17 protein-coding genes and 1 pseudogene are annotated in these 23,007 nt (G+C 45.5%); 4 read left to right on the forward strand and 14 right to left on the reverse strand.

The annotated features are described in order from the left end of the window. Positions 1-162: 162 nt before the first annotated feature. From LU351_RS04165 to LU351_RS04185, 5 genes and pseudogenes are all read right to left on the reverse strand, one after another. Positions 163-759, reverse strand: a complete 597-nt coding sequence (locus tag LU351_RS04165; RefSeq protein WP_232592795.1) for a hypothetical protein — start codon at positions 757-759, stop codon at positions 163-165. Between the two features lie 204 nt (positions 760-963). Then, positions 964-1,833 (reverse strand): hypothetical protein, encoded by an 870-nt coding sequence (locus tag LU351_RS04170; RefSeq protein ID WP_232592796.1) that lies wholly within the window; start codon positions 1,831-1,833, stop codon positions 964-966. A gap of 3 nt (positions 1,834-1,836) precedes the next feature. Next, a complete protein-coding gene (locus LU351_RS04175) occupies positions 1,837-3,108 on the reverse strand; it encodes a hypothetical protein (protein WP_232592797.1) in 1,272 nt (423 codons plus the stop codon). A gap of 306 nt (positions 3,109-3,414) precedes the next feature. Next, entirely contained in the window at positions 3,415-4,767 is a 1,353-nt protein-coding gene (locus LU351_RS04180) for an aminoacyl-tRNA deacylase and HDOD domain-containing protein (RefSeq protein WP_232592798.1), read from the reverse strand. Between the two features lie 361 nt (positions 4,768-5,128). Then, positions 5,129-5,502 (reverse strand): annotated as a pseudogene (locus LU351_RS04185) (helicase-related protein); the annotation flags it as partial. A 733-nt stretch (positions 5,503-6,235) separates the two neighbouring features. Between LU351_RS04185 and LU351_RS04190 the strand changes: the two are divergent. Together LU351_RS04190 and LU351_RS04195 are read left to right on the forward strand one after the other, a co-directional pair. Then, positions 6,236-7,210, forward strand: a complete 975-nt coding sequence (locus tag LU351_RS04190) for a DUF5675 family protein (protein ID WP_232592799.1) — start codon at positions 6,236-6,238, stop codon at positions 7,208-7,210. After that, complete coding sequence (locus LU351_RS04195; protein WP_232592800.1) at positions 7,191-7,781, forward strand: hypothetical protein; 591 nt, start codon at positions 7,191-7,193, stop codon at positions 7,779-7,781. Before LU351_RS04190 ends, LU351_RS04195 begins: the two co-directional genes overlap by 20 nt. Positions 7,782-7,791: 10 nt before the next feature. On the opposite strand, the gene recG is transcribed toward LU351_RS04195, so the two are convergent. Both recG and LU351_RS04205 read right to left on the reverse strand, forming a co-directional pair. Next, complete coding sequence (gene recG, locus LU351_RS04200) at positions 7,792-9,882, reverse strand: ATP-dependent DNA helicase RecG (RefSeq protein WP_232592801.1); 2,091 nt, start codon at positions 9,880-9,882, stop codon at positions 7,792-7,794. A gap of 15 nt (positions 9,883-9,897) precedes the next feature. After that, entirely contained in the window at positions 9,898-10,818 is a 921-nt protein-coding gene (locus LU351_RS04205) for a hydrogen peroxide-inducible genes activator (RefSeq protein WP_232592802.1), read from the reverse strand. Between the two features lie 237 nt (positions 10,819-11,055). Between LU351_RS04205 and LU351_RS04210 the strand changes: the two genes are divergently transcribed. Next, positions 11,056-11,922, forward strand: a complete 867-nt coding sequence (locus LU351_RS04210; RefSeq protein ID WP_232592803.1) for an SDR family oxidoreductase — start codon at positions 11,056-11,058, stop codon at positions 11,920-11,922. A gap of 49 nt (positions 11,923-11,971) precedes the next feature. On the opposite strand, the gene LU351_RS04215 is transcribed toward LU351_RS04210, so the two are convergent. From LU351_RS04215 to LU351_RS04245, 7 genes are all read right to left on the reverse strand, one after another. Next, a complete protein-coding gene (locus tag LU351_RS04215) occupies positions 11,972-12,355 on the reverse strand; it encodes a RidA family protein (RefSeq protein WP_232592804.1) in 384 nt (127 codons plus the stop codon). A gap of 74 nt (positions 12,356-12,429) precedes the next feature. Continuing rightward, the gene (locus LU351_RS04220; protein WP_232592805.1) at positions 12,430-14,541 is read right to left on the reverse strand and encodes a RelA/SpoT family protein; all 2,112 of its coding nucleotides are present in this window, start codon (positions 14,539-14,541) and stop codon (positions 12,430-12,432) included. Between the two features lie 351 nt (positions 14,542-14,892). Beyond that, a complete protein-coding gene (gene rpoZ, locus LU351_RS04225; protein ID WP_232592806.1) occupies positions 14,893-15,147 on the reverse strand; it encodes a DNA-directed RNA polymerase subunit omega in 255 nt (84 codons plus the stop codon). Between the two features lie 116 nt (positions 15,148-15,263). After that, a complete protein-coding gene (gmk, locus tag LU351_RS04230; RefSeq protein WP_232592807.1) occupies positions 15,264-15,881 on the reverse strand; it encodes a guanylate kinase in 618 nt (205 codons plus the stop codon). 188 nt (positions 15,882-16,069) lie between these two features. After that, positions 16,070-17,671 carry a hypothetical protein gene (locus LU351_RS04235; protein ID WP_232592808.1) on the reverse strand — a complete coding sequence of 534 codons (1,602 nt, stop codon included), beginning with the start codon at positions 17,669-17,671 and terminating at the stop codon, positions 16,070-16,072. Between the two features lie 168 nt (positions 17,672-17,839). Then, entirely contained in the window at positions 17,840-18,268 is a 429-nt protein-coding gene (locus tag LU351_RS04240; RefSeq protein ID WP_232592809.1) for a hypothetical protein, read from the reverse strand. Positions 18,269-18,445: 177 nt separating this feature from the next. Further along, positions 18,446-22,789 carry a response regulator gene (locus LU351_RS04245; RefSeq protein ID WP_232592810.1) on the reverse strand — a complete coding sequence of 1,448 codons (4,344 nt, stop codon included), beginning with the start codon at positions 22,787-22,789 and terminating at the stop codon, positions 18,446-18,448. Here LU351_RS04245 and LU351_RS04250 point away from each other — a divergent pair. Then, positions 22,788-22,958 (forward strand): hypothetical protein, encoded by a 171-nt coding sequence (locus LU351_RS04250; protein ID WP_232592811.1) that lies wholly within the window; start codon positions 22,788-22,790, stop codon positions 22,956-22,958. The genes LU351_RS04245 and LU351_RS04250 overlap by 2 nt on opposite strands. Positions 22,959-23,007 lie beyond the last annotated feature (49 nt).

The raw sequence follows: 23,007 nt of genomic DNA on the forward strand, positions 1-23,007 counted from the left end.
CGATTTGTCACGCTATGCGGCCAACGTGCGTCTGGAATATACAAATAGGGAGAAAAAATCATCAAAAGAACGAATTTTTATCCAATATTTTTGTAAATAAATGCGTAATGATAATTATTTTCGGTAAGTGTTCCGGTAGAAAAAAATTAGAAAATTATCGCGCTAAAAAAACGAATTTATAGAGGTTCCCAATAGATAAAAAGTGGTTGGTATACGACCGACTCTTTCACAGTTATTGATTTTCTTGGCAATGGCTTCAGCAATATCAGTAAGGTCATTGCTACTTTTGTATTTTAAACTGGCTATCGCTATGGTGCTACTACGCTCTTTGGGTAATTTTCCATCTTTTACAAATTTAACATCCCATTCTTGTCCATTCCGACTGGCTTTATATAAGCCAGGTTTTTGACGCCGTTGTTGTAATTCCGAATAATTGAAATCCGCTTCTAATTCAGTAATGTGAAAATAGTTATCTTCTTGTTTCTCTACCGTAGCCCTAACACCGGGAAAGACCATACGGTAAAGCTTATATCCTTCTTTTGAGGTAGAAGTTGAATCGATATACAACGCATTGATGTCAATGCGGCCTTTCGCTAGGGTATTTAGCCCGTTGACGGCTACGATGGCCCAAGAATGATCTCTGCTGGCTTCTTTTACCAGTGATTCATAAACAGTGCGGTGTGCATCAGACATACGCACGTATTTTCCACCGGGGTGGTTGGCAGAGAGCTTGTTCCCTGCGGTTTTTTTGCGAAACATGTTTAGTCCTTTTTATTAAATAATGCAATGGATATCGGCTTTTAAACCCAATACGTATCCAGGCCCTATGGGTGTGACAGGTGCTTTGTGCTCTCTAAAACAAAAAGGAGAGTATTTAATAAGATTTCTCATAATGCCTTTTAAAATTGTCCCTAAATAAAAAGCCCAGATTAAACTGGGCTGAAGAGCTGCATTGTTTAATGATTAATTTTGTTCCTCAGAATGCTCTAAGAGATCCGCCGCCGCGCCCGTTTGTTTTAACCAATCATCTGGGTGCATAGGAAAATTCAGAGGGGCAAACTCTTTAGTTAAACTCATATCTGGGCACTGAGCCTTAACCGCTTCAAATTGTTTGAGTGATTCTCCTTGGAGCTTGAAATCAATGGAGTTAATGATATCCTCTATTAGTCTCCATATGTCGGTATCATATATCTTTTCATTTTCTGGTAGTTCGATGTTCTTGAGTCCAAACCTAAACCAAATGCTGCAAATAAAATTATTACTTATTGGGAAAACCAATTCATGAATTAAAGTTGTGTACGCAACATTAGGTTCAATGTTAAAGCGTGCACATGGAACGGGGAAATTACTATATGGGGTCCAATTAGTCGGTCCTTTATATAAAGCTCGAGTTTTATCATCTTCTTCAGCCTTTCCCCATTTGTCAGCTAAATAATGAGCAAGTGTATGTTCGAATGCCCTTGGGTGAAATAATGAAATATTTTCGTGTAATTTAGTTGGTTGATAGATATCTAAATTAAAGTGGAGTCTCGCCATTTCGCCTGTAAACCAAGGCCCAAAGAATCCCCATTTTTGATATGCATAATTATGATTGACAAAAGGTTTATTTGAATTGGATTCAATATATGGTTGTCCATTTTTCTCAGGGCCGACAGTGCATAATCTACTATATGATGAATGTTTTGCATAATGTAGAGGCAGCTTTATTTGGCATTTGTTTTCTCCTAGATTAAATGTTCTGTTAAAGGAAAATTCCATTCCTGGGCCGATAGGGGTAATTGGAGAGGTTTGCTCTCTAAAACAAAAAGGAGAATATTTTATTAAATTACGCATAGCTTATTTTTTATTTCCAATATGTTTTTTGTGAAAACCTGGAGAAATAAATTGAACAAGAGAGTCAGCTGTTTTTAATGCTTTCTCCTGAGCTACTATAACAGGAACTGCTATTGCTAAAAAAGTTCCCACTGCGGGAGCAATAGCGGTAACGGTAGCGCCAGCCATAGCACCTACAGTGGCGATAGTAGTTCCTCCTACTAAGAGAGACGCTGCGCCATAACCGGTTTTGTACAGCGTATAACGATCCATCCATGCCTTTAGTTTGCTATAGCTATGCCCATTCTTTCTTTCTTCTAATCTCCTATTAATGGATTTAAGTTCATCCATATTTCCTACATAGCTTAAAACATGTGCCTTTTTATATTTTCGATCGACATCCATTTTTATTCTGAAAGCTTGCTCGACGCCTACGTCTGGATTGCTATAAGGCCAAACCATAAAGAAACTCTGACTGGCATTACCAGAATCTTTTCCCAACTTAAATCCTGTATCTGCCAAAGCTTTCATAGCTTGTGTGAGAACGATGGATCCATGTCTTTCAGAGCACCAAGTTACGCTCGGAATTTTTCTAGAATTATACATGGTTTTTGCGAGGGCCATGCTTGACTCAATTGTATCAGTTATGTTGAGAGGGTGACGAGCTTCTTTTAAGCTTATATTTCCTCGCAAAGTTTTTCCTTGACGAGGAGTAAGATGGATATCAAAGCCATCTCGTTTTAATTGGTCGCCAGTAGTGCCTGGCATTTCAGATACCTGATCGTATACTGCTTCTGCAATATCATTCAATTCCATTGAATTAGAATAATCAGTATCTGCAATAGCAACGAGTCTTCCTTTTTCGTTTGTAACCTCTCCACTTTTCTTTGATCGGACAATCCATTGCCTGCCATCCCAATAAGCTTCGTGTATCCCAGGCTTTTTATTTTGTGCGTGTAATTCATCATAATCTAGACTTGCCGTCAAAGCGGTAATATAAAAAGTATCATCTGGTCTTTTTTCGGTAGTAGCTGTTATTCCTGGTAGTATCATTTCATATTCTTCATGACCTCCATTTTGATAGGTGGCTTTAGAAACGAAAAGATTGTTCTTATCGATAGTCCCAGTGGTTAAGGAATTAAGGCCATTCACAGCAACAACGGCCCAATAGTTGTTTTGACGGGCTTTGATAACTAGTGCTTCGTATATGCCGCGATACTCATCGCTCATGTAAACGTGCTTACCGCCATGGTGGCCTGCGACAAGCTTTTTTCCAGCAGATTTTTGGCTAAACATTAGTTCATCCTTTTACATTTCATTTTACGGACTGTTAAAGACTCACACGAAGTGAGTGGCGTCATTTCCCAAGACGAAGAGTGAATTATTAGAATGCTGTAAATTCACCACTGAAATAAGGTGGCAGAGACAGGGTAAATTACCGGAAAGATCGTTCAAAAAACAGGCTCTTTTAGGGCAGTTTTGCTATAGATAAACCAAAATCGAGAACGGTTCTCATTGTTTTATGTTTGTCGCGTAGAGAGACGGTTATTTAAGACGCCATTGAGAATAAGGCGATAGAAAGGCTGTGACTGCGAGGGAGGATTACTCCCCTCCCCCCAGTGATTTAGCGATGTTTTCCAGCTCTTCGGCTGAATTCATAATGTTTTCCATGGTTTCGATAAGTTTGTTTTCGTCCAATTGTAAGGCTGCCAACAATTCCCGGTCGATAGGTTCGGCTGGCATATTGCCGATGCTGCGTTGGCTTAAGAGCGTTTGTGTTAAGCACATCAAATTGGCATAAACGCTGTGCTCACCTCGGTAGGCTGGGTTATTTTGATGGCGTAATGCTACCACCACTTCTTCAGGCATATTCCACACTTCCATCAGCCATGAGGCTAATTCAGCACGGGTAACACCTAAATGATGTTTTTCGATGATTTGCTGATTGACATGGGGATTGGATTCCCAGGCATTCACCAACTGGTGGTAATGAGGTGGAAAGATTTCAGCAATAATGAGATAGCCAAAGTTGTGGAGCAGACCAGACAGATAGGCCAGCCCAAAGCCGGGGCGACTTTGGCGAGGCATGGCGGTGACCAAGCCTTCCATCGTGGCGGCAGCGTAAACGGCAGATTTCCAATAAGGGGGTGAGCCATAGGGGCCGGTGCGAGGAATGGTTAGGGTTTTACTTAACGCAATTCCCAGGGCCAAGTTAAGCACCATGTCAAAACCCAATACCCGCACGATGGCATCATGGATGGAGCGAATTTTACCGGGGGCAGAGTAATAGGGGCTGGACGCCCAACTTACCACTTGTGCCGCCAAGCTTGGGTCTGTTTCGACGATGGCGGAAAGGTCGCTGATGTCGGCGTTGGGGTCTACCCGCAATTTGATTATCTTTTGAGCCGTTTCTGGCAATGGTGGCAGCTCTAGAGTGTCTTCCAAGCGTCGTTTGATGCGCAGTTGCGTAAAATTGGTGACGGCTTGAAAAATGTTTTTTTCGGAATCGTCTTTATTGGGCGTGGTTTCCAGCGCCTCAATGGGGCTGGCAATGTCGAGTGTTTGGGCGTTATCACTGAGCATCGATTGCAATGCATCGGCTTCGACTTTCAGTAGATGAGGCGATTTTCCCGTATCCATCAAGATGGCATCGGCCTTGGTTAGGCGGGTGTCGATGATGGTTTCTAAACCACTGATATTGGGAATGGCGGGAATACCATCCAGTTTTTTGGATGTGAGAAACCGTTCAACTTCGGCGGGTTTAACGGCTTGCAGTTGTCTTCCGGTTAATTGCATCAATCGTTGTACGTCTAACAGACAGTTGCCCGGTAAGACCACCTGCAATTTATTGCCATCCTGATCCTGTAACAGCACGGCTCGGGCAACGCCATCTTGGCGCATGTAATGATCCCTGAAGTTAGGGTCTTCGGCTTGTTCTTTGGAAAGTTTGGTCACGGTAAATGCTACTTCTCTCGATTCCAGGTGCTTTCTGATGTTGCTAGGAAAGTGCACGTATAGGCCCTCAAAAGCGTTAAGGCGTTACAACCTCGCTTCATTGTAGTGTAGACGACATGTAAGACTAATTGTAAAGGGATGCCGTTTTGTCATGAAAAGTTGAAAGTGTGCTCAATTAATGATCATTTCAGACGGCAGCGAATGAATTATGACCTCAGAAAGGTATGAGTGTCATTTAAACCTTGTTGTTATAAGTTTTTATTTCAGTGTTGCCTGTTATCCGATGAAAACAGTATCAAATCAAATAATTTTCTTATTGATAAAGGTTAAACATGCCAAATTCTTGGCTGCGACCAAACCAACGCTCGATGATGTAGAAACCATCGTTGCTGGTTCTAAGCACTTTGAGACGCTCTTTGCCGGTTTTGGAGAGCGGTGGGCTGTAGAGCAATACGCAATGACTCTCGATACTGCCTCTCCCTACTCGGCCCCGCCATTGGTGAAGTTGGGCGAGTCCCAATCGCTCTGGGTTGTCGATAATCATCAAGCTGGCGTTGTGGGTACATTCACCCCCACTTCAATCACCGTAGTGGCCACTAGAACATGGGTTTCACCGGCGGCAAATCGTTGCATTACTTCGTCTTTTTCTTGCGGGCTCATCCGCCCGTGAACGAGCCCAACTTGTAGGCCGATCAGTTGTGAGCACAGTTGCTCCCAGGTGCGCTCAGCGGCTTCGCGAGTTATTCAAATAATTGAACTGTTCAAGCCACCGCCACAGACGGATGATGACTGTAAAAACTTGAGCTTGGACCTATGAAAACTATGGGACAGTAGTGGTGTTATATACTTTTTATTTTTAATTGTTGATAATCCAGACAAGTGGTATTTATCTGTCTGAGTACAGTTAAAATTTTTAATGATTACATATTTATTACTATTAAATAGTGGTGTGTGGAGATTGGTGTGACGAAAAAATTATGAGATCGTTACAGGTGATTTAAATTCAGACGGACTTGTTGATATTTATATTAGAGAAAATCCACAAATTATTCTCCTGCATGGAGATGTTTCAATTCCAATTGTTCTTCCTGCAAATATAACTGAATTTGTACTACAGCAGAACTCGAACGATGGATATGATTTAGTTTCAGGTTTTGATTCTCTTCAGAGGCAAAAAATAAGCGAATGGAAAGCTGATTCACGGATTACTTATCTTCTAAGTGATCTAAATTTTGATGGTTACAATGATATTGTTATTAAAGGAATTGGTGAAGCAGGTATCGGTTCATATGATCAGATTATATTTACAGATTCGTTAAGTAATCAGTTACCAAAACATATCCGTTCAATAGATGAAGATTATCGTTCATTTATTGAAGATACTTATCGTTGGATTGAAAACCAATCTTATTTTAATAATGCTTCACTCGAAAACGGATGGTATAGCATTGAGGAAGGAGAAGCTAGTTTGGCTTGGTGGAGTGCTTCATATCTGAGGTTTTGGGGTTTTAGCTTAACGAGTAATGGACAAACTCTAGTTCAGCGTGATGAAGATCCTTTCGATCAGTCTATACAGCTAAATGCCTGTATTTGGGTTGATTGTTTCTTTGATGTGAATGAAGGCGTTTGGAGAATGTTGGTTAGCGTTCAAGAACTTACTTTAATCTATGATGATTTTTATCAGAATTTTAACCATAGTGCATTAGCTTTTGGATTTGAACAAAAAAATGGATTAGAGAATTTGATTGACATTATTAATGCGAAAATGGAAGTCGAAATCGGTGGAGCTGAAATTACCTTAGTTGGACATGAAGATGACTTTGATTTAACTGAAGTTTTTTGGCAAGACTTGTTAATGAGAATTGTATTGCACGATAATTTTTGTGCAATTTCCAATAATAATGCTTGTACTACGGTTGAAGATGTAACGAGAGTAGATATGATTGTGGAGAGAAAAATAGAAGGAAATTATTTTTCCGGAACTTGTAAATCCAATATTGATTATACTAGCGGTGAGTATGAGTTGAGCGGATCAAATGGAGTATTGTTGACGGGTTATACCCTTGAGCGTGGGGGTCCCGATTCAGATACTCCAGCATTTAATTCCGATGTTTGCACTAATACTCCAAAACGCATCCCTGCCGGAAGCTACAATTTTACTGTGGGAAGTACAAGACGATATACAAATATTCCTATTATTGATAGTTCCAGTTTTGGTAGAACAGGCATATTAGTTCATAACTCTGCAGGTGCATATGGTACTATTGGCTGCATATTAGTAGGCAAAACATCAAGCGCTTCAGGTGTTTTTGCAGGCAATGCAAGTCAGTCATCTCTTCAAGCTTTAAACGAAATTAGTCAGGCATTAACTTATTCTACAAGTGGAGCTGATAAATTTTTATTTAAATATGGAGTGCTAACAGTTGAAAATAATATCAACTAAAGCGTTAAAATATACCCTAGGTTTTTTGGCTGGTCTGCTGTCCTTTTCTTTGTTTGCGGACCCGCCACCTAGTTCATATATAGGGTTTGAGTTAACCGTTACCACACAGGATCAAGTCTTTGCTGAGTTATCCGCAACGAAGGAGACACGTCTTCTCACGGACCCAAAAATGAGAGGATATTGTTACCTCTCGAATAATGGTGTTTATGCGGCATTTGGGTTTAACCCCAACAGGGAAATTGAAACTATTGAGATTTCCGAGGAGATTTTGGGCGCAAGCTGTAAATTGATTGATAAACCTCTTGCGGCGTGTCTCGGAGAGCTTTGTTTGGGGCAAAATCGGAAAGACGTTCAGGCAAAAGTGAAGGAGCGCATAACCCGCATTGACGACCCTGCAAATAGCACTTTGGAAGCGATTTTCTATCAATACTCTATGCCATTGAGTGAGGAGCAGCAGCGAAGATTCAACGACGAATATAGCGAAGCTTATGTACTCCACAATATTTGGTTGAAATTTGATCGTGACTCTTTGGTTTATTTAGGGGCGATTAAAAAGCTCGATTTGCCTTGAGATTCGCCGGTTAAACATGAGCAAATTCCTGACTGCGCCCAAGCCATCGTTCGATGATGGCTTGAGCTTGTTGCGGGTGTTTCTGCCACAGAATTTGTGCGGTGTTTTTCACGGAGGTGAGTAGGTGGCCGTGTTGTTGTAAGTCGGCAATTTTGAATTGCAAATCTCCGGTTTGACGGGTGCCGAGGACTTCTCCGGGGCCGCGAATTTTGAGGTCTTGCTCGGCGATGTAGAAACCATCGTTGCTGGTTCTAAGCACTTTGAGACGCTCTTTGCCGGTTTTGGAGAGTGGTGGACTGTAGAGCAATACGCAATGACTCTCGATACTGCCTCTCCCTACCCGGCCCCGCAATTGGTGAAGTTGGGCGAGTCCCAATCGCTCTGGGTTATCGATAATCATCAAGCTGGCGTTGGGTACATTCACTCCCACTTCAATCACCGTAGTGGCCACTAGAACATGGGTTTCACCGGCGGCAAATCGTTGCATTACTTCGTCTTTTTCTTGCGGGCTCATCCGCCCGTGAACGAGCCCAACTTGTAGGCCGGTCAGTTGTGCGCACAGTTGCTCCCAAGTGCGCTCAGCGGCTTCGGCGGTGAGGGCTTCAGACTCTTCAATTAAAGTACACACCCAATAGGCTTGGCGCCCCTCGCCGCAGGCTTTGGCGATGCGCGCTATTACCTCATTTCGTCGTTCGTTGCTGATGACGGCGGTAGCAACGGGGGTGCGACCGGGAGGGAGTTCGTCGATCACAGAGACATCCAAATCCGCATAGGCGCTCATGGCTAAGGTGCGAGGAATGGGGGTGGCGGTCATGATCAGTTGATGGGGCTTGGCCACTTGCCCTTTGTGTTGCAATGACAAACGTTGGTGTACGCCAAAACGATGTTGTTCGTCAATCACGGTGAGGGCTAAGTCGGCAAACACCACGGCGTCTTGAAACAGGGCGTGAGTACCAATGGCCACTTGTAATTCCCCCGAGGCCAGTTGAGCCAAGGTGGTTTGCCTTTCTTTGGTTTTTTGTCGTCCACTGAGCCAACCCACTTGAATCCCTAGAGGCTCGAACCATTCTGTGAATTGTTGGCGATGTTGTTCTGCCAGAATTTCCGTTGGCGCCATGATAGCGGCTTGTCGCCCATCACCCACGGCTTGTAACGCTGCCAGAGCTGCGACAACGGTTTTACCGCTGCCCACATCCCCTTGCACTAAACGCAGCATAGGCTCGGGTTGTGCCATATCTTGGGTGATGTCAGCCCAGACTCGCTGTTGTGCGCCGGTGAGTGAGAAAGGCAGTTGTTCGAGAAAAGTCGAGGCCAAGGCCTTTGGATTTGGTAAGGGGTGAGCGGCTTGTGAGCGGGCTTTGAGTCGCGCTTGCCAGAGGCTCAAATTGTGGGCGAGCAGTTCTTCAAAAGCCAAACGTTGTTGAAATACATGGTCGCCAGTGGTTAACACATCAGAATTGGCCTCCACCGGAGGGCGATGTAAATATCGTAAGGCGTCGTTGAGCGGCGGAAATTGGAGGGGTGCCAAGAGCTCCGTTGGAATTAATTCGGCCACAGGGTGAGCCTCTACCCGCTCAAGGATTTGATCGGTCAGACTTCGCAATCGGGCTTGAGTGATGCCTTCGGTTGCTGGGTAGACGGGCGTGAGTGTGCTTTCCAGTGTGGCTCCATTGCGTGTTTCGAGCGTTTCGGTTTCAGGGTGATAAAACTCTAAGCCACTGGCGCCACGTCGGGTTTCACCGTATACCCGAAGGCGTGCGCCTTTTGTGAAGCGCTGTTTCTGCGCGGCGGTAAAATGAAAAAATCGGAGGCTGATGATGCCGGACTCGTCGCGTAATCGGCACAGCAAGCTGCGACGACGACCATAGCTTACCTCAGCAGACATCACCTCTCCTTCCACGACCGCGTAGGTACTTGGGCGCAGTGAGGCAATGGGGGTAAGGCGGGTGCGATCCATGTAACGTAGAGGCAGGTGGAAGAGTAGGTCTTTTAGTTGAAACACCCCCATTTTCGCGAGCTTCGCCGCAAATTGTTGGCCTACGCCCTTAAGTTCGGTGACGGGTTTTAAATAGGGGTTATCGGGGGATACCGTTGTGCTCATGCATAAAAGTTTCGTTTACAAAATCTGACACTGGTTGATGGCTTGCCGGAGCATATCAATCGCTTTATGGCGAGGAAAGCTGGCACGCCAGGCCAAGGCGACAATGCGTGTGGGTGGGTGGATATCAAATGATCGTGTTGTGAGTAAGTCGTTGCTGTAGAACCGATGGGTAGCCGCTGATGCCGGTAAAATGGTAATGCCGAGTCCAGAGGCAACCATATGACGTAAGGTTTCCAGTGAGCTGCCTTCGGCTGCGGTGCGTATTTTCGAGCGGCTGTTTTGATGGTTGTCTGGATTGCTGCGTAAGTTGGGACAGGCTTCAAAAATTTGATCGCGAAAACAATGCCCTTCCCCTAACAGTAAAATATTGTGCTGGTCTAATTGTTCACGGCTGACGGTTTCATAAGCCGCGAGTGGGTGGGTCTTTGGCATTAAAATGACGAAAGGTTCTTCATACAACGTTTGGGTGACGACGTCGGCTTCGGTAAACGGTAATGAGACAATGATCGCATCCAGTTCTCCATTACGAAGGCGCTGTCGTAAGGTGGCGGTATAACCCTCTTCTACATACAAAGGCATGTCTGGTGCACGCAGTTGCAATTCAGGAATAAAGTGCGGCAGTAAATACGGCCCGATGGTAAAAATCGCCCCAACCTGTAATGGGCTATTGAGTTGATCTTTACCCGCTGTGGCCATGTCTTTGATGGCAGAGGTTTGCTCAAGCACCAGTTGTGCCTGATTGACGATGGTTTCGCCAAGGGGAGTGGGTTTAACGCGAGTTTTGGAGCGCTCAAACAAGGCAACACCCAGTTCTTCTTCAAGTTTTTTAACGGCAATGCTTAAGGTGGGCTGGGAGACAAAACACTTTTCGGCGGCACGACCGAAATGTTGTTCTTGGGCCAGCGTTACGATGTACTTCAATTCTGTCAGCGTCATGGACCACTACCTAATGGGTCAGTAGGCTCTTTTTGGAAGACTGATGTTGCAAGCCTGGTTTTGGACATCTGGTTTTGAAAACTTGGTTTTGTAAACCCGAGCCCGGAAGACTAATCGAGCATGTCGTTTTTGGCTATGGATTCTACCAAATCGATTTATTTTGTATTGTATAAGATATCGCTAAATTTCAGTGGCGAATAGTCCATTCCATTATTGCCAGTTCAAAGAGGCTCTCTGATGGCGCAAAAATACGCACTTTTATTGGGTTGTGGAGACATCGCGACTCGCCTCGTTGCACAACATTCATATCGATTGCCTTATCAACAATTTGTCGGGGTGCGTCGTCGTCCAGAGAACATTCCTTCCCCCATTCTCCCGATTGGCGGAGATTTAACGGATAAGGCCATTTGGCATTCTCTTGTGGAGCGCTTTCCGTCACAGCATACCGATTTGGTGTTTACGCTCACACCGCCGGAGCGCTCTGATGAGGGTTACGCTAAAGGGTATGTTGAGCCGGTTGCGGTTATGTTAACGGTATTGGCTTCCACCGGTTGGTGCCCTCGGCGGGTGGTGTTTGTTTCCAGCACAAGTGTGTATGGGCAAAAAAATGGGGAGTGGGTGGATGAGTCGAGTGAAACGAAGCCTGAGCACTTTTCGGGTAAGCGCCTACTGGAGGCGGAAGCGTTATTGGAATCCTCTGAGTTTGAAACGGTGATGGTGCGTTTCTCAGGCATTTATGGACCGGGGCGTTTTCGATTATTGCAGCAAGTACAGGCCGGTGATGGTGGGTTACCAGAACCGCCGCAATTTACCAATCGTATTCATATTGATGATTGTGCTGGTGTGGTAGCCCATGTGTTATCCCTTGAGACGCCTGAGAGCCTTTACCTAGGGACAGACTCTGCCCCGGCGCCCATGTGGGAGGTAAAACAGTGGTTGGCGAAGGAAATGGGGTTGCCCCCAGGGCACTTGCAACACACGACACTCAGTCGTGCGTCCAAGCGTTGTCGTAACCAACGTTTACTCGACTCGGGGTATCAATTCATACATTCGAGTTACCAAAGTGGTTATCAACCGATTGTGAAAACGTTTCTGGAAGTGTGAGATGGGTGTCAGTCGTTCATTGGTATTAATATCAATTAAATAACCGCAATTAAATAACCGCAATGCCGTCCGCTTCAATCAATGAGCCCTTGGGTAATTGGTTGATACCAATGGCGGCACGGGCCGGGTAAGGTTCAGAAAAGTACTGAGCCATCACTTCATTGACGATGGGGAAATTATCCAAGTCGGTAAGATAGATATTGAGTTTCACAATGTTTTTCAGGCTGCCATCGGACGCTTCCATTACAGCACTGAGATTTTTAAAGACTTGATGAGCCTGTTCGGCGAAATCCTCAGAGACCAACGTCATGGTTTCAGGAACAAGGGGAATTTGGCCAGATAAATACACGGTGTTACTGGTTTTGACCGCTTGAGAATAAGTACCAATGGCGGCAGGTGCATTGTCGGTGTGGATAATGGCTTTATTGGTCATAATTATTTTTCCGTTATTGCGTCTACAACGTTTTTTAAACGGCAAATCTGAGTGACGCTTTTCATTGTGTTGGTTTAATTTTTAGAGCGAGCCACTCGAATGACGGAGTGCATTACCCGGACTCGTCGCATAATGTTGGCTAAATGTACCCGATTACTCACCGCTGCGGTCAACTGAACCGTCATATTGTGGGCATCGCGCTCGTTCACCTGAATTTTCTCAATACCAGCGCCCTGCTCTGAAATTCGAGTGGCCAAGCTGGCAATAATGCCGCGCTCGGATTTCACCTCTACCCGAATGCTCACTAAAAATTCTCCACTGACGGTCTCTGCCCAACTGATAGGGCTGATCGTATCCGGTTTACTATTGCGAATTTCCAATAAGTTTCGGCAGGACTCCTGATGCACTACCAAACCTTTACCGGCACTGGTGTGGGCGGCAATATTATCTCCAGGGATGGGGCGACAGCAGCGTGCGAAACTGATCATTAACCCATCAGCGGAGTCAATGGTCAGCGGGGCAAACATTTCGTGGCTGTCTTCTTCCGCGTGCTGGCTGGCCAGTAATTTCGCCACAGACGCCGCCGAGCGATTGCCCATGCCCACGGCTTCAAGTAGCGATTCCATCGAGCTTGCTGCTGAGTCTTTGACCAACTGTTGGGCTTGATCTTCCGTCAGTTTTTCCAAGCTCAAATTCACGCTTTTCAGTGCTTGGTTCACCATGCGCTGCCCCAATTCCACAGATTGATGACGACGCTGGCTTTTTAAGAAATGACGAATGGCACTGCGGGCTTTTCCAGAGACCACAAAATTCAGCCAATTCGGGTTGGGCTGGGCGTCTTCTGAGGTAATGATGGTAACGCGTTGTCCGCTCTGTAGTGCTTGCGACAAAGGCGCCAGTCGATCATTAATTCGACAGGCAATACAGCGATTACCAATATCGGTATGAACGGCGAAGGCAAAATCGACCGCCGTGGCACCGGCCGGGAGTTCGACGATTTTTCCTTTGGGTGTGAAAACATAGACTTCATCAGGGAAAAGGTCGATTTTGGCGTTCTCGATAAATTCTAACGAGTTGCCTGCTTGTTGCTGAATTTCCAGTAAGCCTTTCACCCATTTGCGAGCACGGCTGTGCCCCACTTGAATATCGTCGTCGTTGGCCTTGTACAACCAATGAGCGGCAATACCGTAGTTGGCCAACTCATCCATTTCTTTGGTGCGCAATTGCACTTCGATGGGCATACCGTGAATGCCCACCAAGACGGTGTGTAACGACTGATAACCATTGGCTTTGGGAATGGCGATGTAGTCTTTAAATTCTCCGACCACCGGCTTGTACAAATTGTGAATCGAGCCCAGCGCCCGGTAACAGGTATCCACTTGGTCGACGATAATGCGAAAGGCATAGACGTCCATAATTTCTTTGAACGACTTCTTCTTGCTGCGCATTTTTTGATAAATGCTGTAAAGGTGTTTTTCGCGGCCTTCCACAATGGCCACAATGCCGTCACGAGCCAAGCGAGTTTCGATGGCATCTTTAATGGTATGAACGAGTTCTTTTCGGTTACCTCGCACGGTATTTAAGGCGGCTTGCAAGCGGCTTGAGCGTAATGGATGTAATGCGTTAAAACCTAAATCTTCAAACTCAATGCGCATGTCATTCATGCCCAGTCGTGCAGCAATGGGGGCATAAATTTCCAATGTTTGACGAGCAATGCGGCGCTTTTTCTCTGGGCGTAGCGCGCCCAGTGTGCGCATGTTGTGAAGACGGTCGGCCAGTTTTACCAAAATAACGCGAATGTCTTTGGCCATGGCCAAAGTCATCTTACGGAAGTTTTCCGCTTCTTTTTCGGCTTGGGAAGAAAATTCAATTTGAGTCAGTTTACTCACACCGTCTACCAAATCGGCAACGGTTTCGCCAAATTGGCTTTGTAATGCGGGTTTGTTAATGGCGGTGTCTTCGATGACATCGTGCAACATGGCGGCCATGAGGCTTTGGTGATCCATGTGCATTTCAGCCAGAATTTGGGCAACGGTGAGGGGGTGAGTAACGTAGGGTTCGCCACTGGAGCGACGCTGCCCTTCATGGGCTTGTTCAGCGTACAAATACGACCGTCGGACAAGGTTCACTTGGTCGGGTTCAAGATAGGTGGACAGTCGCTGGCTTAATTTCTCAATGGTTCCCACAAATACACCTTATTTATCACGTGGCTTGTACAGAGAGTAAACGAAATAAGAACACCAAAAAAGGGACGAGTTACATAATCCACTGTGGATTATGTCATTCGCAGCGGGTGTGTGTATTTTTAGGACAATAAAGCCGTTTTGATGGCTATATGTGTCGTAGATAAGTCGATGGTGAAAAGTGTTTATTGGTTCGGTTGAAGCGGTTTGGGGGTAAAAACTTTGAGGGTAAAAACTTGGGGGATAAAAACAAAGAGCTGTAAAAAGGGAGTAGAAAGTAAAGCAGTGAAAAGTAAAGAGGAGAAAAGAATATGGTGCGCCCTAAAATGTAGAGCGCACGCGAAGAGAACAAGATTACGAGGTCAGTTCTGATAACTCGCTATCGGTAAAGCCATCGTCGGTTTCTTCCTTCTCATTCAATATGCTCGCATCAACATAGCCTTCTTCAATTTCGCGCAAGGCAATAACGGTTGGCTTGTCGTTTTCTTCTGGCACCATTGGGGTTTTTCCGCCCACCGCGATTTGGCGAGCGCGCTTGCTACCAACGATAACCAATTCAAAACGGTTATCGACGTGATCTAAACAGTCTTCTACGGTAATTCGGGCCATGGGTCTTCCAGTGTTTAATGGTTTAATGATCAAAGGTGTAATTTAAAGATTACACAAATTCAAAAAGGGCGCCAGTGTACGCAAATTGCGCAACTGGAACAACCAATACGACCAGCCTACGACAGTAATTGTTCCAGTAGGAGGGAGTGCCTAGCTTGCTGGTTGTCTAAGGTGAGACGCTGGGCACGAATAATGGCTTGTAAATCGTGCAATGCAATACCGAAGTCGTCATTCACCACCACATAATCGGCTTCGATGTAGTGTGTCATTTCATTAATGGCCTGCTCCATGCGGCGTTGAATAATGTCGGCTCCGTCCTGCCCGCGTCCGGTCAATCGTGATTCTAAGGCTTCACGAGACGGCGGGAGGATAAAAATACTCACGGTGTCTGGCATTTTAGCGCGTATCTGATCAGCGCCTTGCCAGTCGATTTCTAAGATGACATCCACACCGCTGTTGAGGGTGTCTTCCACCCATGATTGAGCTGTACCGTAGAGATTGCCAAACACTTCGGCGCTTTCTAAGAAACCGCCTTGTTCGACTAAAGAGAGGAATGCCTCTTTACTGACAAAATGGTAATTGACGCCGTTGGTCTCGCCAGGACGTTGCGTGCGTGTGGTATGGGATACAGAGACGTTGATTTGAGAATCGGCCTCGATCAAGGCTTTTACTAAGCTGGTTTTCCCAGCGCCGGAAGGAGCTGAGACCGTATAAAGGGTACCGCGACTGCTCATAATACGTTGTGTCCTGGGATTGAAAATAGCGAGATAAAGGCCGTCAAAAATGTTGTAAAACGAAAAAGCCTCGCAACCAATGGCGAGGCTTGAGGATCATTATACTGTAATTTGAGGTGATTCGCCTCTGCTGGCAGGCTCCGTTAACAAGCCTGAAATGTGGTAGATATGAGACGAGAGCGAGAGAGCTACTGAGCTTGCTGTAACCGAATATCGTCGTACAGTAATACGCTGTCTGGTTGAGAGTATAAGTCTGAACCTACCGTCAATTTTACGTAGCGCACATCCGGTGGGAAATAAAACTTCTCTTGGTTTTGAATAGCCAACTTACTATAGGTAACCCACTCCATTGGTGCTGATGACGCACTGGCCAACTGCAAGTGTGCATAAGGGCCCTGTGCTTTGGTGAAGTCTCGGGTGTAATACTCGATAAACAGATGGCCATACGTGCTACCAACATTGGTTTTTCCTCGGGCACTGAAGAAATAGGGTTGGCTGCTGTCGACAGCAAGAAATTCACTTTCAGCGTATTCATTGGGCGCAAATGCGTAAACGAAACCCGTCTCCGTATGAATGACAGACGCCGGTTCACCAGCCTGTTTCAACTCCCCAGTCATTAATAAAGGCAGGCTGTTGTCTTCTGCATTGAAGTGATAGTTCGTACGATTTTCAATAGACCCTTTGTATTCCAGATGAACGTTGTCTACGTAGCGTGCGGTTTTATCTGATGTGATGTCGTCAATCATGGGGGGGGCTGATAATACCGATAACAAGACAAAGTGTGTTTTCTCGCTCATGGAAAACAGTTGATGGCTTGAATAGGTCTGCAATGTGGTTTCTTTAAGAAATTGATGCTTCGCGCCTAATTCGGTAATGGACAAAAATCCAGTGGCAAATAGCCTGCCGGCTTCGTTTAGAAAACTGGCGGAGTATCGGTAAACACCTCCAGGTGAGACGGGTAGCATCCCGCTATTAATGCCCACCTGTTGATAAGGAGCAGGAGATAATGGTGTGTTTTGCACTATTTTTGGCAATCGATATGCGGTGCTGCCGCCCACCATTGTGGTTTCGGCATTGAGGAACCGATCCGAGTTTTCTTCACCATCAAACTGGTAGTGATTTTCACGAATTGCCCATTCAAGGGTGGTCTGTGGGCTGCTTTTTTGAAAGCTAATATAGTGAGCTGCTTGGTTTGGCCAGTCGTCTGCCACTTCAAAATAATCCTGGTGATATAAGCCATTTCCGCCAGCGTTTAGGGGTTCTGTCCGGGTATTCACGATGGTTTTGGGTTGGTCGGCAGAAGAGGAATCGGAACGTATTTCCGTGGTTTCGGTATAGACAATCACACCATTCCCTTCTCGTGACAAGTACTCCAGATTAAACCCAATTTCTCCGAATAGAGCGACTTTCGGGTTAAAAATATCGGTGCCCTGACTAATGCCTTCAATATCGCTGTGGTAGCTTAACTGTCCAACGTGGTCGCTGTAGAGTGTGACTTTGTATTCCATATCGCCTTGCCCAGAGATACCCCCTTGGTAAACTTGCTCCCACGTATTCAACCTCATTGAGGTTTCTTGACCTAAAGAAAGCCAGCGCGCTTCGTCGTTGTCGAAATCAATTTCATATTCGTCATCGTAAGGTGCGTTAGGAGGTCGCTTTTCAGCTGCCACTTCCAGGCGCAGCGAAGAGGTCATGGCGCTATGTTCGATGGTGCCTGCGGTTGCGGCTTGGTGGCATAGTGCAGTGAAGTGTACTGTGAAGAGGTATACAGTAAATAAAGCGTATTTCATCGGATCAGTCCTTGCTGGTGATTACCCAGTTGCATCGACATCATTGAGGTATGGAAAAACGAGCGGACATGCTGTGTCATGCCCACTGTTTTTGTTGTGCTTATTTTGTTGTTCCTATCTTTTTGTGCAGTTTTTTGTGCAGTGCCTATTAGAGAGAAAGTGAGATCTTTAGTGGATGATTACTTCAAACTCCTGGCCGGTTTCAAAGACAAACGCCCGCCCTGGGCAGCCAGTGGAAGGGTTAAAGTCATACCACCTAGCGTGTAAGTTATCGGGTGTTTTCGTGTAACCACAGCCACGGTTTTCATCGGGTTCATTTTTATTCCAATGCACTTCGCAATCGTTTTTCACAAACCCCGTTGAGGTGGCGACATAGCGACAATCACTTGGCCAGATACAGCTTAATGTCCATGTTCCAGCGCAACGAATGGCGCTGGTGTCTGTGGCGGCCAAATCGTTTTCTACCTTAATTTCGCCATTCTTTGAGTAAATTTCATCGGCGGTGGCAGACGCCACTCCCATGAACCCTAAAACTCCCATGAACCCTAAAATAGTTAACCCTAAAACAGACACTGATTGTTTGATAAAACGGCGCATAACCTAGAACTCCATTTTTATTGATGTATGACAGTGTTAAATACTGATTCGTCGCCGGATTGTGTTAGGCGACGATGGGAGTCTAAGGCCCGCCGTTACTGATGTGTTGGCGATGCTCGGTGTCTGATAGAGAATGCACGATATTTGATAAAACCTCTGAAATAGCAAAGCATCTCGCTACGTCGTGGGTTGGGCAATCGGTTGTGTGTGATGGGATTGTTCGGCGTACTGTTTGGGGGTGAGCCCAAAATAGGCTTTAAAACTGGATCCCATGTGAGAAGGGCTTGAAAACCCAGCGCTGAAGGCCGCTTCTTTCAGGGAGTGTCCTGAGGTGATGAAATGAGCTGCGGTTTCAATTCGCAATAGTTTCAGAATTTCTTGTGGTGTGTAACCAGAAATCCCTTTTAGTTTGCGTCGTAATTGCGACTCTGACAGGTGTAAATCTTGGCTCAGTTCTTTAACTCCGTATGCATTGTCGGATAAATTCTTTTTTAGTTTTTGAATGACGCGTTGCAGAAATTCTCGCTCTTGTGGCGCGCAATTCTGCATGACTTGGATGGAGGGTTTTGAGGCGTCATTAGGCGTGAGTTCAGAGTCATTCGCCGTGGCAGTGTGTGAAGAAGAGACGCCGATTGATGTACTAATCGGTGTACTAATAGATGTACTAAACGTACGTCGGAGCAGAGAACGTAATTGAATTAATGCATCGACCTTCACACGTAATAATTGCGGCTCATAAGGCTTGGTGATGTAGTCGTCGGCCAGAGACAAGAGCCCTTCGTTGTGGCTGGCACGATCATTTTTTGCGGTAAGCAAAATAATGGGAATATGTGAAAGCAATTCATGACGGCGACAACGACGAACCAACTCAAATCCACTTAACTGAGGCATCATCACATCCGAAATAATCAGATCAGGAAGCGTTTGCTGCGCATGTTCAAACGCCGTAATCGGATTTTGAAAGGTGTTGACTTCAAAGTGTGGTGAGAGCTGTTCATTAAGCTGTGCCAATAAATATTCGTTGTCATCCACGCAGTAAATCAGGTTGGTTTCTTTGTCATCGTATTGCTCAACGGCGTGTGAAGGTGGCTCTGGGCAAGGGTGTGTTGAAGAAACATCCAAACCGAGCAAAGGGGCGATATGCGCTTCATTGATCTGTTCCGTGTCGATATTATTAATCGATACAACAGGCGTTTTTTTAGAATGACGTAATGATTCTTTTGATTCGCTCGCTACGGGAAGGTGAACCGTCACGCGAGTATGTTGTTCATTTGAATCAATTGTGACGCCACCGCCACATTGTTCGGAGAGTTGTTTTACCAAGGGCAACCCTAAGCCTAAGCCAAAAGTATTGTTGTGCTCCCCTAGCCGTACATACCGCTCAAAGATCGCATTGAGTTTCTCGGGGTGAATTTTATTGCCAGTGTTGGTCACTGAAAAAGACCAAAATAGGGATGGCGAAGGGTTAAATGAGGATGCTGTTTTCACATAAGTTTCTACCGTAATGGCAGAGTCATTCGGAGAATACTTCACCGCATTGTTCAGTAAATTGGTGATGATGGTATCGAGCGTGTCTTTTTCAACCTCTACCACTGCCGATACATTTTGTTGTAGTTGCAATCGTTGTGGTGTAAGTAAACGAGCGTAGGCGTCACAATAAAATGCCACCCATTCATGGGCATAAAAGCGTTGTGTAGTGCGACTCCCCGTTTTTTCATAAGGTGTAGAAAGAGCAATCATGCTGTCGATTAACACATTCATTCGGTGAATAAACCGTTGCATTAAGGATGCTTTTTCTTGTCCTTCCCTCTGGCTTTTTACTGTGCCTAACATCAACGTGAGTGGTGTTTTAAGTTCATGAGCGACATTGGCCATAAACTCTTCTTTATAATGAAGTAGCTGCTCTAGCTGCGTGTTCTTAGATTCCAATTCAGAAGTTTGTGAGTCCACGCGTTCTTGTAATTTTCGGTTTGTGGCGATGATGTGGCGTTGACGGAGTTTTAAGATGAAAAACATGAACCCAACGTTGAGCGCGCCATACGTGAGCCAAGCGTACCAACGCATCCAAATTGGGGTTTCAATGTAAAAGCGAAATGATTGCGGCACGCCCCAAACGCCGGAGTTATTGCTCGCCTGTGCAGTCGCGGTGTATTGGCCTGGAGGTAAATTGGTATAACGAACTTGGCGTTGACCAGCCGGAAGCACTTGCGGCATCGAGTCATACCCAAGCAGTTGAAAACGAAAGCGATTATGCGCTGGGTTTGCCTTTGAAGAAGAGGCGAATTCGAAGCTGACGTTATTGTGCGTTGACGATACTTCGACAGTGTTGGTTAAACCTTTCGCAGAGATCGTGTGAGCCGGTGTATCGTTGTTGGTATCAAAAAATTCCGCAGATAAGGTTGTCGTTGCAAGATAGGCATTTTTTTTCAGCTGTGTGGGGGAAAAATAATTCAGCCCACGTTTGCCCCCAAAATACAACGTGCCTGATTGGCTTAAGTAACTCGCCCCGTGCACAAAGGCGCCGGGTTGAAGGCCATCGTGTTTTTCAAAATGCGTTAGTACACGGTTTTGTTCGAAATCGTAGATGGCCAGTTGGGTTTCGGTTGAAACCCAATACAGGTGCTCATCGACTCTCTCAATGCTCAGAATTTTACCAAGACCACTATCCGCACGAACTGGAGGAAGCCTTTGCCCTGTTTGTGTATCAATGCGCTGTAACCCTGTACTGGTGCCAAGAATAAGTTGATGAGTATTGGGGGTGTTTGCAATGGCGAAGACTTGTTGGTTATAGGGCGCTTTGTTCCTACTTGGTTGAGACTCGCCAGATTTTGTGGTGTCAGATATCAGCCGCCCACTGTGAGACAGTGATTCGTGAATATAAGCTACTCCTCCGGCTAACGATCCAATCCAAATCATTCCATCAGATGTTTGGGTGATGCTCATAATTGGGCCATTGGCGAGGGTATCGAATCGTTGAATTTCGAAACCCTGATCGTCATAAACAGCGACACTGTCTTGGTATCCCACCCACACGCGTTGTTGCCGATCTTCGAACAACGTTGAACTGTACCGCGTGATGATGTTCGACGATCGATCTTGCAAAGATTGAAACGAGTAACCCTCACTTGTCGGTAAGGTTGAGGGAAGAAATTGCGTACCCTGATCCGTAGCAACCCACAGCTGGTCCTTTCGAGTGATCAACATTGAGCGAATTCGATTGCTGCGCAGCCCACTGACCGATGGGTTTTGTATCGATAAATGTTCTGAAGGAATATTTTGCGAAGTGCGATGATTCGGAATTTTTAAAATCCCTTTTCCTATGGTGCTGATCCAGAAGTCATCATCGTTCTCGGCAAAATCGGAAATTTGCACATCACCGATGTTAGAAAAACCCGGTACGTTATTCCAATGCGCCGCTTGAGTGCGTAGCTCGGCGTAATACAAGCCGTCAAAGGTGGCGAGCCATATAATGCCTTCTTTATCGATATGAATATCTTGAATATTCAGAGATTGATTGGGGCGGTTAATGTCTGTATTGATCTCTATTTTTTTGAGAGTGTTATCGTGGTCGAGCAAAAATAAGCCCTGATTGCGTGTCGAGATCCAAACATTGTTGTCGTGGAAATAAAGATCTTGAACATAAGCTTTATTCAGTGCTCGGGCATGAGATGTGTCGTTAAGTTTGAGCGTTGTTGTTTCAAGAGATACCAACCCAGAAGTGATCGACTGATTGTTCACTTTCAACGGGCCCGCGCCATAAGAGGCTGCCCAAAATTTGCCAGTAGGTGAGGAGCTGATGGCGTAAATACCGTACTGCTCATCAGGAGCAATGGTTGGTTGTTTTAATTGTGTGAGGGTGTGGGTGTTTGTATCAAATTGAAATAATCCCTCGCCTTTATTCACAGACGCGATGAACACTGTATTGTCTGGACCAATGGCAACATCAATGTAGCTATTGCCACGGGTGCTCTCGACCCAAGTCAGTGGTTCATCATCAGAGTGCCAGACCAATAAACCTTCGGTGGTGGCGACCCAAAGTTTTCCCTCTTCATCTTCTGCTATCGACGCGCAGACGGCTTCTTTTTGATCCGTTGAATGGGTTTTATTCTTCGCGGTGGAAAAGGGAAAAACCGTGAAGTCATCGGAAGGCGAATTGAATCTCTGAATGGCCCCTGCTCCACATACCCACAGTTGATTTTGTCCGTCAACGAAGAGTTTTGTCGTCAAGTTATTGTGAAGGCTTTTTGGGTTATTCCATTCATTGGAATAGGTCTTCAATGTATAGCCGTCATAGCGTACTACTCCTGAATAGGAGGCTAGCCAAATATCGTTCCGGTATTCCACAATGTCTTTGAGCGATTGAGTCGGGAGCCCATCCTCTACAGATAAACGTTGAAAACGCAGGCTTATTCGATCTGTGAGGAAGTCTCTGGTGTTGGTTTCAATGGAGGCGGCTTGAGCTTGTTTAGAATTCGCGAACGAATTTTCACTCAGTAAGAACACCATGATAACCAGAGTCATGTTTAAAACCCCATTCCTCAGAGCAGTAAATGAGGTGGGGGCGATTAAACTGGTTTGGATAAAACGTCTACCATTATTGTGTGATGAACGAAAAAAAGCGGCTATCGAGTTAATGAAATCCATGGCGAACAATGCAAGTGAATGTATTGGCATTTTCCGCGAAGTCTGAGTGCTTTTTGAGGGCCTTTCAACTCAATGGTTGACGAAAAAATTCAGAC

This window comes from Marinibactrum halimedae (assembly GCF_021234875.1).
Taxonomy (GTDB): Bacteria; Pseudomonadota; Gammaproteobacteria; order Pseudomonadales; family Cellvibrionaceae; genus Marinibactrum; species Marinibactrum halimedae.

Bases quoted from the DNA above. Each gene is read 5' to 3' on its own strand.
- rpoZ (WP_232592806.1), bottom strand. From the start codon at position 15,147: ATGGCCCGAATTACCGTAGAAGACTGTTTAGATCACGTCGATAACCGT.
- LU351_RS04210 (WP_232592803.1), top strand. From the start codon at position 11,056: ATGGCGCAAAAATACGCACTTTTATTGGGTTGTGGAGACATCGCGACT.
- LU351_RS04175 (WP_232592797.1), bottom strand. From the start codon at position 3,108: ATGTTTAGCCAAAAATCTGCTGGAAAAAAGCTTGTCGCAGGCCACCAT.
- LU351_RS04245 (WP_232592810.1), bottom strand. From the start codon at position 22,789: ATGACTCTGGTTATCATGGTGTTCTTACTGAGTGAAAATTCGTTCGCG.
- LU351_RS04165 (WP_232592795.1), bottom strand. From the start codon at position 759: ATGTTTCGCAAAAAAACCGCAGGGAACAAGCTCTCTGCCAACCACCCC.
- gmk (WP_232592807.1), bottom strand. From the start codon at position 15,881: ATGAGCAGTCGCGGTACCCTTTATACGGTCTCAGCTCCTTCCGGCGCT.
- LU351_RS04170 (WP_232592796.1), bottom strand. From the start codon at position 1,833: ATGCGTAATTTAATAAAATATTCTCCTTTTTGTTTTAGAGAGCAAACC.
- recG (WP_232592801.1), bottom strand. From the start codon at position 9,882: ATGAGCACAACGGTATCCCCCGATAACCCCTATTTAAAACCCGTCACC.
- LU351_RS04235 (WP_232592808.1), bottom strand. From the start codon at position 17,671: ATGAAATACGCTTTATTTACTGTATACCTCTTCACAGTACACTTCACT.
- LU351_RS04250 (WP_232592811.1), top strand. From the start codon at position 22,788: ATGTTTAAAACCCCATTCCTCAGAGCAGTAAATGAGGTGGGGGCGATT.
- LU351_RS04240 (WP_232592809.1), bottom strand. From the start codon at position 18,268: ATGCGCCGTTTTATCAAACAATCAGTGTCTGTTTTAGGGTTAACTATT.
- LU351_RS04205 (WP_232592802.1), bottom strand. From the start codon at position 10,818: ATGACGCTGACAGAATTGAAGTACATCGTAACGCTGGCCCAAGAACAA.
- LU351_RS04215 (WP_232592804.1), bottom strand. From the start codon at position 12,355: ATGACCAATAAAGCCATTATCCACACCGACAATGCACCTGCCGCCATT.